General features: G+C 58.1%; 20 protein-coding genes, 1 tRNA gene and 2 rRNA genes (1 of these 23 running past the window's edge). 13 read left to right on the top strand and 10 right to left on the bottom strand.

Annotated features, from left to right (window positions below):
• Positions 1 to 33 precede the first annotated feature (33 nt).
• The 5 genes from K3758_RS02530 to K3758_RS02510 all read right to left on the bottom strand — a co-directional run bounded on the left by K3758_RS02530 (position 34) and on the right by K3758_RS02510 (position 3055).
• A complete protein-coding gene (locus K3758_RS02530; RefSeq protein WP_259947354.1) occupies positions 34 to 387 on the bottom strand; it encodes an HNH endonuclease in 354 nt (117 codons plus the stop codon).
• A gap of 117 nt (positions 388 to 504) precedes the next feature.
• Entirely contained in the window at positions 505 to 1161 is a 657-nt protein-coding gene (locus K3758_RS02525; RefSeq protein WP_259947352.1) for a hypothetical protein, read from the bottom strand.
• Positions 1158 to 1769 carry a hypothetical protein gene (locus K3758_RS02520; protein WP_259947350.1) on the bottom strand — a complete coding sequence of 204 codons (612 nt, stop codon included), beginning with the start codon at positions 1767 to 1769 and terminating at the stop codon, positions 1158 to 1160. Before K3758_RS02520 ends, K3758_RS02525 begins: the two co-directional genes overlap by 4 nt.
• Positions 1770 to 1788: 19 nt before the next feature.
• On the bottom strand, positions 1789 to 2472 hold the full coding sequence (locus K3758_RS02515; RefSeq protein WP_259947348.1) for a helix-turn-helix domain-containing protein: 684 nt from the start codon (positions 2470 to 2472) through the stop codon (positions 1789 to 1791).
• Between the two features lie 118 nt (positions 2473 to 2590).
• Positions 2591 to 3055 carry a hypothetical protein gene (locus K3758_RS02510; protein ID WP_259947347.1) on the bottom strand — a complete coding sequence of 155 codons (465 nt, stop codon included), beginning with the start codon at positions 3053 to 3055 and terminating at the stop codon, positions 2591 to 2593.
• 551 nt (positions 3056 to 3606) lie between these two features.
• On the opposite strand from K3758_RS02510, the gene K3758_RS02505 reads away from it, so the two are divergent.
• Complete coding sequence (locus K3758_RS02505) at positions 3607 to 3864, top strand: hypothetical protein (protein WP_259947346.1); 258 nt, start codon at positions 3607 to 3609, stop codon at positions 3862 to 3864.
• A gap of 421 nt (positions 3865 to 4285) precedes the next feature.
• On the opposite strand, the gene K3758_RS02500 is transcribed toward K3758_RS02505, so the two are convergent.
• The gene (locus K3758_RS02500) at positions 4286 to 4594 is read right to left on the bottom strand and encodes a hypothetical protein (RefSeq protein WP_259947345.1); all 309 of its coding nucleotides are present in this window, start codon (positions 4592 to 4594) and stop codon (positions 4286 to 4288) included.
• Positions 4591 to 5037 (bottom strand): hypothetical protein, encoded by a 447-nt coding sequence (locus K3758_RS02495; RefSeq protein ID WP_259947344.1) that lies wholly within the window; start codon positions 5035 to 5037, stop codon positions 4591 to 4593. Before K3758_RS02495 ends, K3758_RS02500 begins: the two co-directional genes overlap by 4 nt.
• A 457-nt stretch (positions 5038 to 5494) precedes the next feature.
• On the opposite strand from K3758_RS02495, the gene K3758_RS02490 reads away from it, so the two are divergent.
• From K3758_RS02490 to K3758_RS18365, 12 genes are all read left to right on the top strand, one after another.
• Positions 5495 to 5854, top strand: coding sequence for a helix-turn-helix domain-containing protein (locus K3758_RS02490; RefSeq protein ID WP_259947343.1), 360 nt, complete (start codon positions 5495 to 5497; stop codon positions 5852 to 5854).
• 303 nt (positions 5855 to 6157) lie between these two features.
• Entirely contained in the window at positions 6158 to 6433 is a 276-nt protein-coding gene (locus K3758_RS02485; protein ID WP_259947342.1) for a hypothetical protein, read from the top strand.
• Positions 6430 to 6717: a hypothetical protein gene (locus tag K3758_RS02480; RefSeq protein WP_259947341.1), complete on the top strand. Its 288-nt coding sequence runs from the start codon at positions 6430 to 6432 to the stop codon at positions 6715 to 6717. Before K3758_RS02485 ends, K3758_RS02480 begins: the two co-directional genes overlap by 4 nt.
• On the top strand, positions 6717 to 6935 hold the full coding sequence (locus K3758_RS02475; protein WP_120350082.1) for a hypothetical protein: 219 nt from the start codon (positions 6717 to 6719) through the stop codon (positions 6933 to 6935). Before K3758_RS02480 ends, K3758_RS02475 begins: the two co-directional genes overlap by 1 nt.
• Positions 6932 to 7111, top strand: a complete 180-nt coding sequence (locus K3758_RS02470) for a hypothetical protein (RefSeq protein WP_259947340.1) — start codon at positions 6932 to 6934, stop codon at positions 7109 to 7111. The genes K3758_RS02475 and K3758_RS02470 overlap by 4 nt, the downstream gene beginning before the upstream one ends.
• Complete coding sequence (locus tag K3758_RS02465; RefSeq protein ID WP_067264729.1) at positions 7108 to 7428, top strand: hypothetical protein; 321 nt, start codon at positions 7108 to 7110, stop codon at positions 7426 to 7428. The genes K3758_RS02470 and K3758_RS02465 overlap by 4 nt, the downstream gene beginning before the upstream one ends.
• Positions 7429 to 7560: 132 nt before the next feature.
• Positions 7561 to 9408 carry a ParB/RepB/Spo0J family partition protein gene (locus K3758_RS02460; protein WP_259947337.1) on the top strand — a complete coding sequence of 616 codons (1848 nt, stop codon included), beginning with the start codon at positions 7561 to 7563 and terminating at the stop codon, positions 9406 to 9408.
• Positions 9405 to 9617, top strand: a complete 213-nt coding sequence (locus tag K3758_RS02455) for a hypothetical protein (protein ID WP_259947335.1) — start codon at positions 9405 to 9407, stop codon at positions 9615 to 9617. Before K3758_RS02460 ends, K3758_RS02455 begins: the two co-directional genes overlap by 4 nt.
• Positions 9618 to 9853: 236 nt before the next feature.
• On the top strand, positions 9854 to 10078 hold the full coding sequence (locus K3758_RS02450) for a hypothetical protein (protein WP_259947334.1): 225 nt from the start codon (positions 9854 to 9856) through the stop codon (positions 10076 to 10078).
• 84 nt (positions 10079 to 10162) lie between these two features.
• The gene (locus K3758_RS02445; protein ID WP_259947333.1) at positions 10163 to 10387 is read left to right on the top strand and encodes a hypothetical protein; all 225 of its coding nucleotides are present in this window, start codon (positions 10163 to 10165) and stop codon (positions 10385 to 10387) included.
• A gap of 1203 nt (positions 10388 to 11590) precedes the next feature.
• Positions 11591 to 11827, top strand: coding sequence for a hypothetical protein (locus K3758_RS02440; protein ID WP_259947330.1), 237 nt, complete (start codon positions 11591 to 11593; stop codon positions 11825 to 11827).
• A gap of 44 nt (positions 11828 to 11871) precedes the next feature.
• Positions 11872 to 13602: a recombinase family protein gene (locus tag K3758_RS18365; protein ID WP_409202622.1), complete on the top strand. Its 1731-nt coding sequence runs from the start codon at positions 11872 to 11874 to the stop codon at positions 13600 to 13602.
• Here K3758_RS18365 and K3758_RS02425 read toward each other — a convergent pair.
• The 3 genes from K3758_RS02425 to K3758_RS02415 form a co-directional block, all read right to left on the bottom strand.
• Positions 13559 to 13635, bottom strand: a tRNA-Met gene (locus K3758_RS02425). The two genes, K3758_RS18365 and K3758_RS02425, sit on opposite strands and share 44 nt — an antisense overlap.
• Positions 13636 to 13891: 256 nt before the next feature.
• Positions 13892 to 14006, bottom strand: a 5S ribosomal RNA gene (gene rrf, locus K3758_RS02420).
• Positions 14007 to 14188: 182 nt separating this feature from the next.
• Positions 14189 to 16340: ribosomal RNA gene (locus tag K3758_RS02415) — 23S ribosomal RNA — on the bottom strand (it continues 682 nt past the right edge of the window).

Genomic DNA, 16340 nt, shown 5'->3' with positions numbered 1-16340 from the left:
TGCCGGTTTCCGCTCTGGCGGGGTGGCAGACTTTTACCCCCCCTCCCCTCGGCGCTCCTGCCGCTGCTTCTCGCTGTCGTGGCAGGCTTTGCAGAGGCACTGAAGATTGGCGCGATCCCAGAACAGGTCCGGGTCGCCACGATGTGCGCGCTTATGGTCAGCCACCAGCTTTGATGTGTTCGCTTCGATCCGTTTGCACCAAGCGCAGGTGAAGCGCGCCTCTTCGAGCACCGACCAACGCAACCGACGCCAGCGGGCCAGTGAGTACCAGCGATGCGACGCGTGGCGCGGACCTTCGGCTTTGACAGGCTTCTTTGCGTCCGCGTTCAACCGCGAGGCAGTCCGACCGATCCGTGAGCCCATGCCCCGACCAGCAAGCCTACCCATGCGACACCTCCGCCCACCCACAAACGCAACGCGCCCGGAGAGGGTGATCCTCTCCGGGCGCTATTGGGGTGCATGTCGGTTGTATAGCCCCCACCAAATTAGCGATCAACAACTTTTTCAAGCAGCCTGCCTCCACGGCTGGCTGGGAGGCATCTCATCACTGACAATCCAACGCGACAAAGATGAACAAATACTAAGGTTTACCCGTAGCTCTAGCAGTGCTGACCACCATTGAAGATAATCACGTCGAGCGCCCGCGATCATGCTCGCTTGGGGTTGATAGGTCACAGGACAGACCCGGCTTTCGAACCGCTTCACCTTGCGCGGACCAACTTCACTCAACCAGCAGACATGCTCGGTCGCGGCCTTCTGACCTTCAAACCGTTTCTGATGCCAGCCAACCGGCACGCATCGCGGGGTTACGCCAACATAGGCTTCCGGCACAGCACGCGCCCGCGCCAACTCTGCGATCTGCACTGCCATGCGCCGGCCACCGCAGCCCTCAGGCAGCACCGCCACCGCTGAAGCGACGATGTCAGCATCATGATCAGGGTACGAACGGCCACCGCCATCGATCTTGCAGCCCAGCAACCCGCGCTGCGCCATGCGGTAGGCGTTTCCCACATGGCCATAGCCCGGCGCGAGCGTGCCCTCATCCTCAAAGTCGATCGAGGCGCACTCATCGGCGAATGCCCATTCCAGCAGCCGCTGGATCGAGATCGGCTTGCGGACGCGGCCCATGGCCTCGGTCTTCAGTGGTGCCATCTGCATCATGCGCCCTTCTTATCCAGCCAGCCGCGGAGCATGGCTTCGGTTTCGTGATAGCGCCGCAGCCAGTTCCGCTCTTCGCCGGTGACCAGAACCCCACGCGCTTGGCGATCCTCGATCAGTTCGACCCGGCGCGCATAGTCCGCAGCCCGCTCGTTGATCCCGGTCCATTCGCGATCGGCGAGCGGCGGGCGCTTGTGGCTTTTCCAGAACGCATACTCAGCGATCAATCGCCCCGGCATGGCTGCCGCCTTGCGACCCGCTGCCGATACAAACCACGACCGCAGCCCCGGCACATCCTGCAACGGCATGCGCTCCCGAGCTTCAGCAAATCCCAGAAGGCTGACCCGGCTGGGCCAGAAGACCTTGTTTGTGCCTTCGCCCTTGGTGCGCATGCAGGCAGCCAGCACCCGCAGGGACTCGTCGGAGAGATACCCGAGGTCATCCGCCATCTGATCCAGCTTGCGCCGCTGATCGTCAGCCGAGGTGTGATGCTTGAACCGCATCCCGTCTTTCACCAAAGGATCGATGAAGAGCCTGCGCACCCGGGCCCGGTTGGTTTCCTGTGGCGCAGCGGCTTCCTGCGCGCTGTCGGTGGTTGTGATCTGATCCATTTGCCCCATTCCCCTTTTCTCAGCCCAGTCCCGCCGCTGCCTGTTCGGCATCGGTGAGAAGCTTCGCAGCGATGATGTGATCGATAACCCACGGCTGAAGATCGGCGAGCGCATCAGCCCGACCTTCCCGCCATCTGGCGACGGCGATTTGCGCCTCGCGCTGAACCATCGGATTTGGCGAAAACTTCGCGCCCTGCGCCCTTTGGTTCTTCTGTGGTTTATCTATATTATGCACGAAGGCAGATTTGCCCCCTTTTCCGTGCAAATCTGCCCCCTTTTGGGAGACAGGAAAGGGGGCATTCCTACCCCCTTTTAGAGGGGCATTTTTGCCCCCTTTTAGCTGCACGATCTTGGCCCGCGTGAGGAAGCCATATTGCGTGCTACGCCCCCGGCCGACACCTGCAAGAACGACGATCCATTCAGCGTCGACCAGTTCCTTAATTACCCGCTTGATCGTGTCTTCCGAACAGCCGTGAATGTCAGCCAGCTGACGCCGGGACGGGTCGCACCGGTGGGTTTCGCGGTTGGCGAACTCCAGCACCAACGTGTCGGCGACAAGCCGAGCCATAGGGCTCAGGCTGCTGTCGCGGCGGACGCTTTCCATCCAACCCCATCGCTGCTGGCGCCACTCTTCCGGCGCAATAACGCGCAGTTCCCCCTCGAAAGGAGACGGCTCGATGTCGTATTTGCGCCTTGGGTCCACGGCTTCCGTCCTCACATGCCTGTTGGCACGACGAAACGCCGTGCCTATGCCTTACTCGCTGGCCTGCGCTTCCGCCTGCCGAGCTATTCTGATTGATCCGCAGGATGACGCGCCCCTCTTACGGGGGCTGCGCCGCCTGATCCGCGCTGTCGGGTGAACCAGGCGGCTTGACGATCAGCGGCCATTGGGCGCGGAACTCAGCCTTGTCAGGCCGCCAGCGGATGTACTGGCCCCGGAAAGGCAATCCATAGAGGCGGTCGTAGTGGACCTGCAGCGAACCGAAGTCGCTGAACCCTTCATCGCGCGCGAGTGTCTCAAACCATTCCGGCGTGACCATCACAGTACTGCCGAGCATTACCTTGTCGACCTCGATGACGATTTCCTCAGAGCGGCTACAGGGCGCGACGATCAGGCGATGGCATTCCGGCGACTTCATCCAGAGTGGCGGCACAGCGCCGCAAAACGCATGGACCGTGCCGCCAACCGCGACATGGGGCCGTTTGCCATGGGGCTTGATCACGCTGGCCTTGATGCCGAAGATGATCGCGCGGGCGTCTTCTGGCGGGAAGTTATAGGCGACCATCAGGCGGCCTCCGCCAAGGAGGTGATACCTTTGCGCCTCCAAGCTGTTCCGACCCGTCGGCGGCCTAGGCCCAACCACAATAAGTAGAGAGAATCACCCCGTACGACAAAACATGTTGTATCGGGCAAGGCTTTTATTGCGCTTTTTGCCCTAGAAAAGCCTTGATGTAGGGTACGGGGCCTGCCGTAAAGTAAGGTCCCGAGTCGAAGATCACTACTCTTCGACTCGGGCAGTTCAACCGCAGCTGTAATTGCGGCAAACCAGGCCCGGCGGCATCTCCAAAAACGCCGGACCACATTGCCAAAGAAGGAGCTATCCCTATGGCAACCTACGAACACCATATGACTGGTGTAGCGCTCAATGACATTTCGATTAAGCGGAAGCAACTGACGCTTGATGTACTTGGAATTTAAGAAGGTACGCCGGGGCAGCGACTGCGAATCGCCACCCCGACTAGCGCTACCGCGCCGCTTAAATGCGCGGCACACTGCGATCACCGGCCAATTGAGGGAACGCCAGTTGATCGCCATAGTCAGGAAAAGGAACCTCCCATGACTATCTCTTACCGGTCCATCGGACCGGACGGCAGGCACCCGATGACGGGCATCCTCCTGAACCCTTACGCCATTCGACGCAAATCCTTCACTTTCGATGATGCTGTAACCATTTGGATCATGCGGTTGCAATGCGAAGATTACGTTGCCATCCAACATTACATGGGCGCTTGTTCTTACCGAATTGCAGAAGTTCTGTCTGGTGAGGTGCATCCTGACGCTAAAAACGAGGCAATCCGTCGCCTCACCTGCTGAACTGAGCAAAAGAGACGCGCAGCCTTTGCCAGCCGCGCGCCTTAGTTCAACAGGGAGTAGACCCCAACGTCGCACCACAGGCTGGCCCGGCGCCGGGCGGGGCTTTACGCGGCACCGCGCCCCATCGGTGAGGGAAAGCGCATGAAACGCCCTACCACGCAAATTGGACGGGGCGGCGCGCATCCCCAGACGCTGCGCACCACCCCGGAACCGCGGCTCGACAGAGGGCGGATCGCAACGATATCCCTCCGGTGCCTGCGGATAGACGCCGCCAATAGCTTTGCGGCAAAGGCGGATGACGGAAACGGAAAAAGCTTGCGAATGCGAAGTTCCCCCGTAAGTTGAATAAATGCGCGGCGAGAAGTCGGATTCCCGCCGCGCGCGCCCAACAGCACGAGAAAGGTTCGTGATGACAGACGATTCAGACACTGGAGGCTCCTCCAGCCATGCAATCCTTTGCGGCCTTTGCCGCGCGCCGATAGCCCACAGGGTCGAGGGTGACCCGAGCTCTCAGGCCGGATGCGCCGCTTGTGATAACTGGGCTGACCTTGATGAAGTCATCAGCATAGCTAAGGAATACACTGTGGATAGCGCTCAGCTGAGCCTGAACAGAAGCATGGCTGATACCGCGCGTCGCAGCAAATTCATGAAGTTCAGTGGTCAAACAAGCAGCGATAAGACCTATCGTTTCGTGGTTGATATCAATCTCTGACTGGACGAAGTTGCTCACGCCGCACCGCCATTCCGCACAATGGAGGGCTTCCCGCCTGCGATCGGCGCCAGCAACTCCATCAGCTCCACAGCGATCGGGCGTAACACGGCAGCTTCGCGATGATCGACGTGGCCATCAGTCAGTGCTTCCGCCAAAAGCGACGAAAAGGCGGTCGCAGCGCAAAGCGTTGGCATATGCTCCGGCTGACAGCCCTCCCCTTTTCGGGCCGACTGCCCCACCATGCCCAGAATGTCGGAAGTGAAGCCCGGCCCCAATGCGGCGAAAAGTGACATCAGGCCAGCAGCGGTCGGCGTCACCCCCTCTTCATAGCTGCGGAGAGTGCGGGCCTTGATGCCCGTGACCTCCTCCAAAGCTTCAAACGAGTAGGTCTTCCCGTGGCCGACCCGAAGACGAAGCGCGGCGTCGATTTTGTCTGAAAGGGCTTGGCTGGAAATCTTCATTTTTGTTTCCATGGTTTTGATGCGGTGGCCAAAGCAGGTTCAGCGCATGACAGGGAATTTCGACATGGAGGGGGGAAAGGGCGCGGCATTAGGCGGCACCCGTAATGAGCGCGCATCCATCGGCTATGCGAAAATGGGGTCCCCGACCTCATGCCGCATGCTCACGACTTTGATCGCTACGAACGAACGTAAAGAGCTCATAGGGGCATTCCAGATTCGCCTCATCGCAGACTGCCTTTATGACGACGTACCATCTCGCTGGAAAAACACCTGCAACAGAGGCGTTGCTAATTGCCGTCACCCCTACCCCCAAGCGCTCAGCCAGTTCACGCCTTCCAATAGCATCACATATGTTCGGAACATTAGTCATGCCAGGCAAATTACTCCAGCTTATCTGGATCGTAAAGGACCAGATAAGAGAAATTCACATTTTCTGTAACTCAGATAAACCAAGCGCATGCAATTATTCGATAAAGAACGCCTTGCGCTGATCAACGATGATAGCCCGGAAGCCTGCGCAATGCGGCTCCGCGCGGCCCGCATGCTTACTGGTCTCAGCCAGAAAGACGCCGCAGCCGAAGCTGGCTGCGGCCAAACCGCATGGAACAACGCAGAGAAGGCCCGCAACTACCCACAACTAGGTATGATGCGATGGCTGTACCGCGCACATCGAATCGACTTTAACTTCTTACTGGCGGGCGAGTTCGCCCAACTACCTGCGGACGTACAGCTTTCTATTTTCCCGATCCTCGAAGAGTTATCTTTAGAGAATGAACCGGATCAAGAAGCCAGTTTACGTTCACCCCGATTCGAATAAGTGATGTCGCAAATTTGACAAAATATTTGTTCATATCCCCCCGCCTCAAATTGGAACATTAAGAGAACGGCAGGGACAGTTGTCAATAAGATTACCCGCGATCCAAGATTGAGCACAGCCCCCATAAACGAGAAAAAGTAGCCCGACCCAAAAACCACCAACCTCCAAGAAAAACCGCCCCACAAAGCCACCCAGCCACGAACTGGCCACCCCTCAAAACCATATAATCTGAATTTTATTGTTTACTATCCAGATTAACTGAACTATTGAGTGCCCCTATCCACTATGATTGGAGAGGCACTGATGAATAGATCGTCAAATACTGGCGCAACCGCCCACGCGGTCGTCACGAACCCTGAACACTTCCACACGCAACCTGCCATCCTTGCCTGCGCCTGGGACATCCTCATGGCCGGGCGCGGCAAGCGCGTAGACCTCGATCGCCTCGGTCCGCCTGCGCATATCGTTAAGGCTGAACCGTTCAATCCGGTACTGTCAGACTTCGACAGTCGCACCCCGCGTATCCTCGCCCGCATTCGTCACCATGTCGCACAGAGCACCAGCGGTGATGCCGCATGAAGCTCACATTCCCTGACCTCAACAGCGCCATCACCGCGGCGAAGGATGCTGGGTTCAGCATCGGCGCCCCCCATCGGAATGAGCCGATCGGCCTGATGCACGGCAGCTTCCATATCGCGAAATGGCGCAGCCTCCACCGGTGCGACCGTAAGCTCTGTCATGCCGTGATCCACCAAGGCTATCCCGGCGAGGTCACCGTGGTTTTGCAGGCCACCTGCCCCAAAGCGCCGGCTACCGCGCTCTGTACAGCTGCGGTTGCCGCATCACCGAAGGAGGTGGCGTGATGTCCGAGCTCCCCCAATTCGCGCGCTTCTGGATGATCTGCCGGAAACCCGCTGGCCCCGGCGCCCGGACCGAGCCGCGCCAACGCTACAGCACCTTCAACGATGCCGAACATGCTGCCAGCCAGTTGGCGGAAAGCACCGGCGCCCCGCACCTCATTCTTGAAAGCGTCGCCATCATCCGTCCCGGCGACAACACGCAGAAGGGTTTATTCCCATGATGTCCAAAGATGAAGCCGATCTCGCCCACGCCCGCGGCATTATCGCAGATTGCTGCCACTATTCCGATGCCGCCGTGATCGCTGCCTGCGACACGATCCTATTGCTGGATCGGAACGGCGATGACGCTCACCGCGCACGAACTTTGCGCGACACCCTCGAGAAGACAGCGGCATGAGCGCCCCGCTCAGCCGTAGTCGCCCCGACCTCACCAAAGCATTGGAGGAAATGATGGCAGTCCAGCGCGATGAACAGCGACAGCAAGACCAGCACACCAACACCCTTGCGAGGCTCCGAGCGATGGAAGGTAGCGGACCGTGGCTGCATGAACCCTCGCGCTGCGTTCAGTCCCGCCGGTGGCCTGCCTATCTCGGCGTCATTCTGTTTGCTCTGCTGCTCGCCGCACTGGTCGCCAGCATTGCGACCGCCGCAAGCACTGCGATCGCGCAAATCCAAATCACGCCGAACCTCGCGCTCTACTGCGGCGCTTGCTGAGGGCTGACGCATGAAATGGACCACCGAAACAGTACCGGGCTTTGGCTGCACCTACCGCGTAGAGCGACTGACCCTATTCGGGCTCACTCTGTATGTGCGCTGGACCAAATCCCCCCAATAATCGGAGCCTCTATGACCGACCAATCCCCCATGTCGACCACCCGCACCGTGCCGCTCGATGACCTCTCGCTGCATGCCTTCAATCCGCGTCAGGTTCACGACCCCGAAGACATCGCCGCGCTCGCGAAATCGCTATCCATCAACGGTCTGATGCAGAACCTCAATGCGCTGGACGAAGACGGGAAGCTGGGCATTGTCGCTGGCGGCAGGCGCCTGCGGGCACTGGAACACTTGCGCGCTCAGGGCAGCGATTTTGCCGACAGCGCAGACATCGACTTCGACGCGATCCCGGTGAACGTGACCACCGACCCCGCACTGGCCCGCAGTTGGGCGGGGTCCGAAGGTGCCACGCAGCGCCCCCTGCATCCAGCAGATGAAATCCGCGCCTATGCCGCCATGGCTGACCATGGCAGCGATGCCGATCAGATCGCAGCGGCATTCGGCCAGACCCGGGCTCATGTCCAGCGCCGCCTGAAACTGGCTGGCTTGTCGGCTTCCACATTGGATGCCCTACGATCCGGAGACATCACCCTCGACATCGCTCAGGTGCTCACCGTGACCGGCGGCGCAGAGCGCGAGGCACAGGCTTTGAAGCTGGCGACGGAGCACCGCTATTCTGCCGATCGCCTGCGTCACCAGTTGATGGAAGGCAACGTGCCCTCATCAGATCGCCGCGTACAGTATATCGGTCTTGACCTTTACCGGGCCGAGGGCGGCACGCTCGACGAAGACCTGTTCAGCGATCAATCCCGGCTCCACAACGCGGAACTGATCCATCAGCTGTTCGAGACTAAGCTGATCAAAGCGGCCGAGGACCTGCAAGCAAGCGAGGGTTTCGCCCGGGTCACTCCTGTTTTTGAATCGTGGGTTGGCTACCAGCACACCGAAGGCATGACGCGGATTTACCGTCAGGCCATCGACTTGCCCGAAGCGGATTCCCTCCGGCATGCAGAACTTTGCGAACTCGGCGAAACGCAGACCTTCACCGACGCCGAGAAGGCAGAGTTTGACGCGCTCGAACAGAGAATGCTCGGCGACTACAAGGACGAAGAGCGAGAGGCTGCCACCATCTTCGTGCTGGTGGACCGCGATGGTAAGCTAGAGGTCAGCTCCGCCTACCTGCCCGCTCAACAGCGCGCCGGCTCGAATTCCGGCGCTGAGGGCGATGAGGTAGAGAAGATCGCTCCAAAGCCACCGATCACCCAAGCCGGGATCGAGGACTTGCGCCGTATTGAGCGGCTCGCCCTGCAAGCACGGATGATCGCCCAGCCAGAACTGGCCCTCGATCTGTTGGCCTTCCAGCTTTGGACCGAGATGCCAAGTTTCACCGGCCACTTCAATATCCGCGCTGAAGAGCAGCTAAGCCTGCCCGAAGTTGCCAATAGCCTCACCGTCGACAAGCGTGTCACCGGCGAAGACGACGATCAAGCCGCTGACCCACGCGAAGACTTCGACGCGGCTTTCGATGCCTTCATCGCCAAAGGCAAAAAGCACCGCAATCAGATCCTCACAACGCTGTTGGCGCGGACGATGAACGCGCCCTTTGCTAGCGCCGCCAACCGCGCCCTGATGCAACGGCTAGACGTCACCCCGCGCAGTATCTGGACACCGACCGCAGAGAGCCTGTTCAACGCCTGTCGCTCAGAGGCACTTGATAGCATCTGGCGCGAACTGGTGGTGACCGAAGAGCGCGAAGATCAGATGGCGCGCTTCGCCAAGCTGAAAGTCGGCGAGAAGCGCAAGGAACTCGAAAGGCTGTTCAATGACGCCAGCACGCAAGAGGCCTTGGGGCTAAGCCGTGCCGAGGTAGCCGCGATCGACAGCTGGCTGCCGGAAGCCATGAAAGGAGAGGCAACGTGACCAACTTCACAACAACAGTGACAGAAATGGTTGACGATAGCGATCATGCCCTCCTGAAGGCGGCGCGAGAGCTTGGCTGCAATGATCCTTTGGTCCAGAGCCTCGCTGATCGCATCGAGGCGCTGCGAGGCGGCATGTCCGCTATCGGTATGAGCCCCTCGCTGAGTTCCTGCCACCTGATCGCAACGCAGTCCCTGAAAGGCCACTGACATGACGCAAGTGGTGACAGGCAGCCCGAGGGTCAAAATCGAGTTCCGGACGTCTCAGAAGAACCGCGTTCGGTTCCGGGACCCCAAAACGAAGGAATATCTACATCTCTCCGGCACAGGGCGGACGAATGGGGTGGACTATGCATGGATCGGGACCCGCGCCCAAGCCCGCGCGATCCGCGATCGGGCGCTGTCCGAGGACCAACCTTGGCCCTTTATCGCAGTGAGGCCCAAAGGTGCCTGAAGACCACACCACATCTCACCGCTTTGGAAAGGTCCGCTATGCGACCATCCGCCGGGACTTCCAGCGGCTGCGCGTAGCAATCCGCGCACACGACAGCTTCGCGACTGAGGAAGCTTGGGAGAAATGCGAGCGTTGGCTGGAAGCGATTTCACCTGCCGCCCTGCGCGCGCTCGACGCAGAAGAGAAAGACAGGAGGACACGTAATGCCGCTTATTAACAGGCTGCTTTGTATTGCGACCCCAGCTCTAGCGATAGGCCTTGCACTGATCGCACTGACAACGCTGGCTTTGAGGGCGTTGGTATGAACCAGATCACAACCACCCGCCCGACGCCGAGAAATGATCGCCAGCAAAAGACCGGCGATCCAGTCGCTGTCGATCCAGCCCCATCGGCCTGCGACATCGCGCTGGAGGGCATGATCGTTCTTCTCGCGCGCCATATTTCCCGCGAGATGACGTCTGTCGACGGGCCTCAGGATGGGACGGGCAACGCGAAGCGTCAGCGCATCAACAAGATCGGCAGATAAAGTCAAAGGAGAAACACATGGCCGGCGTAAAGAACACCGGGATTCAAGGCTTCTGGATGGGTAGCGTTTCTCGTGCGCAGGCTACCAGCGCCCCTTACGCGGGGAATGAGTTGACCGGTGGCCATGCTTAACAAAGGAGCAAGTGATGCATGTAGCTTTGATATGGGACGTGTGGGGGCTGCCGTTCGGCTTCTCGACCGGAGGTGACGCAAAAGATTGGCGATGGGCGGTATCTATGGGGCCGCTGCACCTAATCCGACACAGCTGATTGAGCATAGGAGAAGGGTTTGCAGTTATGTCGATGGCATAAGTCTGATGACGCTCAGGGCGGGCGGTTTCTTGTGCCGGGCTGCTGGAACCGCGCCATCTACGGTGACCATGCAGACTGCCATTGCCCGAAGCCGCCAAAACGAATGTCAAAAGAGACGCGGGCTTTGGTCGAGGCACTGGCGGCGCTAGACCTCGATGATGATCAATTTGATGACGCCTGGGATTATCTCCGGCGCGTAAGAGCTAGTTAGGAGCGGAATATGAGTTGGGAGTTAGGTGGAATGTTTGCCGTCGGATATTTGACGAGCCGGATCGTCCTTTATGCCCGTGGGAGTGCGACCCTAGTAGAATTGGTGGCAGCCGGTGTAACCGCGGTCATAGTGGGCATCGGGATCGCAGCTATCTTCAATAAGTAGATATCCGTATGGCAATTCGAGTTCGCAAAGATGGTCGCATGTTTTGCGCGGCTCTGCGCCCCGCCGAGCCGGGCGACACATACATCGACGATACCCTTCATTACAAAATGAGCGTCGATCATCGCGTCCTCGTCACTGAGCCAATAGAGCGCCATCGGGAGAACGCAGAATGGTGGTGGCGTGGCCAAGTCCCTGAGGGCGTAAAGATCGACCACTTCTATCAATTAAATTAGCCCTGGAGGCCGATATGGCGAATGCAGCATACGATTTTAAACCCGGGCGATTTTTTCTCGTGCAGATCACCTCCGAAGGGCCGAACCAGCTTCAGGGCCACACAACATATGACAGCCGAGACATCGCTGAGAAGGCAGCTCTCGAAATGATGAGGGCGAACATGTGCAGGGAACAGATCGTGGCCGTCGTAGAGGTCGCGGGGCTGCATAGGCTCGATATCAGGACATCGCTTATTGACGTGCGCCCTCCTCATTTGAACAAATCCAACTAGCGCGGAGACTTTATGCAGCCCTTAAGAATAACTAACGCCACGCGCGTACTGGCCGAGACACAAGACGAATATTATGCACTCGCCATTCTCGATGAGGTGATCAACGGCACCCCTCAAATGACCAGCGTTTGGGAACCCACGCCAAAGGAATTGGCGATGCTTCAAGAAGGCGGTGCAGTGCGTCTCTCAATCATCGGCACGTTGCATCCACCGGTAATGATCACAACGCAGCCGGCACCCAAAATCTAGCCCCCACTCAACCAGAACTTTAGCTTGTCGCACCGGCGGAATGCATGTCATCCATCCCGCCGCACGCTGTCCGTTTGCCTTTCCTCATTGCCAGGAACCTTTCTATGCCCACAAAACCCGCCTCAACCGCCCTCCGCGCATGGGTCTATGCCCGCTACTCCACCAACAAGCAGACGCAAAAATCCCTCGATGATCAGATTTCAGAATGTCAGCGGTTCGCCGATCGGCACGGTTGGCACATTGAACGCATCCTTACCGATGCGGAGCTGACCGGCTACAGCGATCACCGGCCCGGATATCAGGAGCTGCTGCGCGGGATTGAAGGCGGGCTCATCGATATCGTGGTGGCAGAGAACATCGAGCGTCTGACACGCGACGGTGAGCACAGCGCTCAACTGGAAAAGCTCTGCGCCTTTCACGACGTCAAGATCATGACGATCATTGATGGCGAGGCGAACGCGCTGAACATGGGGCTGAAGTCGCTGATGAGTGGCGCCCTGCTGAAATCCATCGCCCTACAGGCCCATCGCGGTCTCGCGGGCAATGTCGCCGCGGGGAAAAGCGCCGGCGGCCGTTCTTACGGCTATGTCATCCCCAGAGATGAACGAGGCGACAAGATCAAAGGCGCGCTGGTCATTGATGAGGGCGAAGCGCAAATCGTTCGTCGTATCTTGACGGAGTTTGCCGAGGGGATATCGCCCAAGAAGATCGTCGACCAGTTGAACCAAGACGGCATCCCGAGCCCGAGCGGAAGAGCCTGGCGCCAGAATACTGTCTTCGGCAACCGCAAGCGTGGCACCGGCATCCTGAACAACGAACTCTATATCGGGGTCAGGGTGTGGGATCGCCTTGAGTACCGTCGACACCCCCAAACACAAAAGCGGGTCTCCCGCCTGCGGCCTGAGGAAGAATGGGTGCGCGTGGAGGTTCCGGAACTGAGGATCATCGACGATGACCTCTGGGCGAAGGTCAAGGCGCGCCAGGACAGCTTTCAGGTCAAACCCCGGCGGGGCTCCAACTGCGGCGGCGTCGGCCCCCGCCCCAAGTTCCTTCTGTCGGGCTTCCTACGCTGCGCCAAATGCGGTGGGCCGTTGACGATCGCTGGCACGGTACACAAACGCTACTACTGCAAAACGGCCAAAGAACAGGGGCCCAGCCAATGCACCGGCATGACAGGGCTTTTGAAGGACGAGGCGGAACAGGCGGTCTTGGGCGGCGTGAAACGCGCACTGCTCGGGTCCGATGCTTTCACGCGGTTCCGTGAGGAGTATGCGAGAGCGCTCGCTGATGCGACACAGTCGCTTCAGGCCGACCGCGCTTCGGTCACCCGGCAGCTCCGCGCGGTAGAGACTGAAATCCGTAACGGAACCGACGCGATCCTCGCCGGCGTGAACAGCCCTGCCCTTATTGAAGCCCTGTCGAAAGCCGAAGCGCGGAAGCTCAAATTGCAGGCCCAACAGCGGCAGATAGAAGACGCCCGGCCGATGCTGCCGACAGACCTAGAGGAGGTCTACGCTGCGCATGTCAGAAAGCTGGAAACGATTCTCGCAGAACCCGAATTGGTTATCCATGCGCGCGATATTCTACGGGTCCTAGTGGAAACCATCAGCGTCGAGGAAGTGGAGGAAGGAAAACACCTCCTGGGCATCGAGGGAGATTTGACAAAGTTCCCAATGACATACGCAAAAGCCGCCCCGAAGGGCGGCTTTGCGAACAAAAGTTCGATAGGCTTGGTTGCGGGAGTAGGATTTGAACCTACGACCTTCAGGTTATGAGCCTGACGAGCTACCGGGCTGCTCCATCCCGCGCCAATGCCCTTCGTTTAGACTTATAGTGCGAGGGCTGCAAGGGCATTCGTACATAGAATTTCGATTTTTCTTGAGATTTTGCACAACGCCCTTAACTTTCGCTTCGCCAAAGTTCGTGCGTGAGTTTGGGGGCACAGAGACGTGCCGATAACGCTCCATTCGCCCGCCAAGCACAAAACCGCCGCAGCTTTATAGCTACGGCGGTTTTGTTATTCTGTTCATCGTCGAGAGATACTGAATATCAGGAACTTATTAGGTTTGGCGATGACCTACTCTCCCACGTCTTAAGACGCAGTACCATCGGCGCTACGGCACTTAACGGCTGGGTTCGGGATGGGACCAGGTGTTTTGCTCGCGCTATGATCACCAAACCAAATAAATTCCTGATACAGCGCTCTGCGCAGCAGAGCGACGGCGGGAGGCGGGGTATCCGAAGGATGCCCGTTCCCGCACCGTCTCCATTGGAGCGCAAAGCGTGTTTTTGTCCAAGTCAAGTACCACTGATTGTATGTGTATGCTTTTGCCCAGTTAAGCAGTCTTGCTTCTACTGGATCAAATCAAGCCTATCGAGCAATTAGTACCAGTCAACTGAACGTGTTACCACGCTTACATCTCTGGCCTATCGACGAGGTGGTCTACCTCGGCTCTCAGGGATACCTTGTTTTGAGGGGGGCTTCCCGCTTAGATGCCTTCAGCGGTTATCCTGTCCGATCATAGCTACCCAGCACTGCTATTGGCATAACAACTGGTCCACCAGTGGATCGTTCACCCCGGTCCTCTCGTACTAGGGGCAACTCCTCTCAAGTATCCTACACCCACGGAAGATAGGGACCGAACTGTCTCACGACGTTCTAAACCCAGCTCACGTACCTCTTTAAACGGCGAACAGCCGTACCCTTGGGACCTGCTCCAGCCCCAGGATGAGATGAGCCGACATCGAGGTGCCAAACACTGCCGTCGATATGGACTCTTGGGCAGTATCAGCCTGTTATCCCCGGCGTACCTTTTATCCGTTGAGCGATGGCCCTCCCACTTGGGACCACCGGATCACTATGGCCGTCTTTCGACTCTGCTCGACTTGTCAGTCTCGCAGTCAGGCTGGCTTCTGCCATTGCACTCAACGAGCGATTTCCGACCGCTCTGAGCCAACCTTCGCGCGCCTCCGTTACGATTTAGGAGGCGACCGCCCCAGTCAAACTACCCGCCACACAGGGTCCCGGAACCGGATAACGGTCCGCGGTTAGACATCAAGCAGAACAAGGGTGGTATCTCAAGGGAGGCTCCACCGAGACTGGCGTCTCGGTTTCAAAGCCCACCACCTATCCTGCACATGTTCGGCCTAATGCCAGTGTGAAGCTGTAGTAAAGGTGCACGGGGTCTTTCCGTCTAACCGCGGGTAACCGGCATCTTGACCGGTAATTCAATTTCGCTGAGTCTATGTTGGAGACAGCGGGGAAGTCGTTACGCCATTCGTGCAGGTCGGAACTTACCCGACAAGGAATTTCGCTACCTTAGGACCGTTATAGTTACGGCCGCCGTTTACCTGGGCTTCAATTCAGAGCTCTCACCCCTCCTTTTAACCTTCAGGCACCGGGCAGGCGTCAGACCCTATACGTCGTCTTACGACTTCGCAGAGCCCTGTGTTTTTAATAAACAGTCGCCACCCCCTGGTTTGTGCCCCCAGCCTCTAGTTGCCTAGAAACCGGGCCTCCTTCTCGCGAACTTACGGAGGTATTTTGCCGAGTTCCTTCAACATAGTTCTCTCAAGCGCCTTGGTATTCTCTACCTGTCCACCTGTGTCGGTTTAGGGTACGATCTAGCGATGGAGCTATTTCCAGGGACCTCTAAGCAGCCCATTCAATCCGATAAGGATGAACTACCCTCGAGATCCGTCACTTCCATCTGGCCCAGGAATATTAACCTGGTTCCCATCGACTACGCCTTTCGGCCTCGCCTTAGGGGTCGGCTTACCCTGCTCAGATTAGCTTTAAGCAGGAACCCTTGGACTTTCGGCGAGAGTGTCTCTCACACTCTTTGTCGCTACTCATGTCATCATTCTCACTAGTGATCTCTCCACCGGATCGCTCACGCGCCAGCTTCACAGAAAGCTCCTTGTGTCCAATACGTCCCGAGGGACGATAAGGACACATGGAACTATGTCACACTACGCTCTGCTACCATGCAATAAATGCATCCTCAGCTTCGGCTCATGGCTTGAGCCCCGTTACATCTTCGCCGCAAGACAACTTATTTAGACCAGTGAGCTGTTACGCTATCTTTAAAGGATGGCTGCTTCTAAGCCAACCTCCTGGTTGTTTTGGTCGTCTCACCTGCTTTCCCACTTAGCCATGAATTAGGGGCCTTAGCTGGAGGTTAGGGTTGTTTCCCTCTTCACGACGGACGTTAGCATTCGCCGTGTGTCTGCCGACTAGTACTCCTCGGTATTCGGAGTTTGGTTAGGATCAGTAAGCCTGTGGGGCCCCATTACCCATCCAGTGCTCTACCCCCGAGGGTATTCGGTCGACGCTCTACCTAAATAGATTTCGCAGAGAACCAGCTATCTCCGAGTTTGATTGGCCTTTCACCCCTAGGCACAGCTCATCCCGATCTTTTTCAACAGATGTGGGTTCGGTCCTCCAATAAGTGTTACCTTATCTTCAACCTGGCCATGCCTAGATCACTCGGTTTCGGGTCTGATCCCACGA

The organism is Sulfitobacter sp. W002 (assembly GCF_025142135.1).
GTDB lineage: Bacteria > Pseudomonadota > Alphaproteobacteria > Rhodobacterales > Rhodobacteraceae > Sulfitobacter > Sulfitobacter profundi.
Note: the sequence above shows the minus strand (reverse complement) of the source record. Positions and strands in the feature narration are given on the sequence as shown.

What these genes read in the sequence shown, in the direction of transcription:
- K3758_RS02530 (WP_259947354.1), bottom strand. Translation starts at nt 387, where the DNA reads ATGGGTAGGCTTGCTGGTCGGGGCATGGGCTCACGGATCGGTCGGACT.
- K3758_RS02525 (WP_259947352.1), bottom strand. Translation starts at nt 1,161, where the DNA reads ATGATGCAGATGGCACCACTGAAGACCGAGGCCATGGGCCGCGTCCGC.
- K3758_RS02520 (WP_259947350.1), bottom strand. Translation starts at nt 1,769, where the DNA reads ATGGATCAGATCACAACCACCGACAGCGCGCAGGAAGCCGCTGCGCCA.
- K3758_RS02510 (WP_259947347.1), bottom strand. Translation starts at nt 3,055, where the DNA reads ATGGTCGCCTATAACTTCCCGCCAGAAGACGCCCGCGCGATCATCTTC.
- K3758_RS02505 (WP_259947346.1), top strand. Translation starts at nt 3,607, where the DNA reads ATGACTATCTCTTACCGGTCCATCGGACCGGACGGCAGGCACCCGATG.
- K3758_RS02495 (WP_259947344.1), bottom strand. Translation starts at nt 5,037, where the DNA reads ATGAAGATTTCCAGCCAAGCCCTTTCAGACAAAATCGACGCCGCGCTT.
- K3758_RS02490 (WP_259947343.1), top strand. Translation starts at nt 5,495, where the DNA reads ATGCAATTATTCGATAAAGAACGCCTTGCGCTGATCAACGATGATAGC.
- K3758_RS02485 (WP_259947342.1), top strand. Translation starts at nt 6,158, where the DNA reads ATGAATAGATCGTCAAATACTGGCGCAACCGCCCACGCGGTCGTCACG.
- K3758_RS02480 (WP_259947341.1), top strand. Translation starts at nt 6,430, where the DNA reads ATGAAGCTCACATTCCCTGACCTCAACAGCGCCATCACCGCGGCGAAG.
- K3758_RS02475 (WP_120350082.1), top strand. Translation starts at nt 6,717, where the DNA reads ATGTCCGAGCTCCCCCAATTCGCGCGCTTCTGGATGATCTGCCGGAAA.
- K3758_RS02470 (WP_259947340.1), top strand. Translation starts at nt 6,932, where the DNA reads ATGATGTCCAAAGATGAAGCCGATCTCGCCCACGCCCGCGGCATTATC.
- K3758_RS02465 (WP_067264729.1), top strand. Translation starts at nt 7,108, where the DNA reads ATGAGCGCCCCGCTCAGCCGTAGTCGCCCCGACCTCACCAAAGCATTG.
- K3758_RS02460 (WP_259947337.1), top strand. Translation starts at nt 7,561, where the DNA reads ATGACCGACCAATCCCCCATGTCGACCACCCGCACCGTGCCGCTCGAT.
- K3758_RS02445 (WP_259947333.1), top strand. Translation starts at nt 10,163, where the DNA reads ATGAACCAGATCACAACCACCCGCCCGACGCCGAGAAATGATCGCCAG.
- K3758_RS02440 (WP_259947330.1), top strand. Translation starts at nt 11,591, where the DNA reads ATGCAGCCCTTAAGAATAACTAACGCCACGCGCGTACTGGCCGAGACA.
- K3758_RS18365 (WP_409202622.1), top strand. Translation starts at nt 11,872, where the DNA reads ATGTCATCCATCCCGCCGCACGCTGTCCGTTTGCCTTTCCTCATTGCC.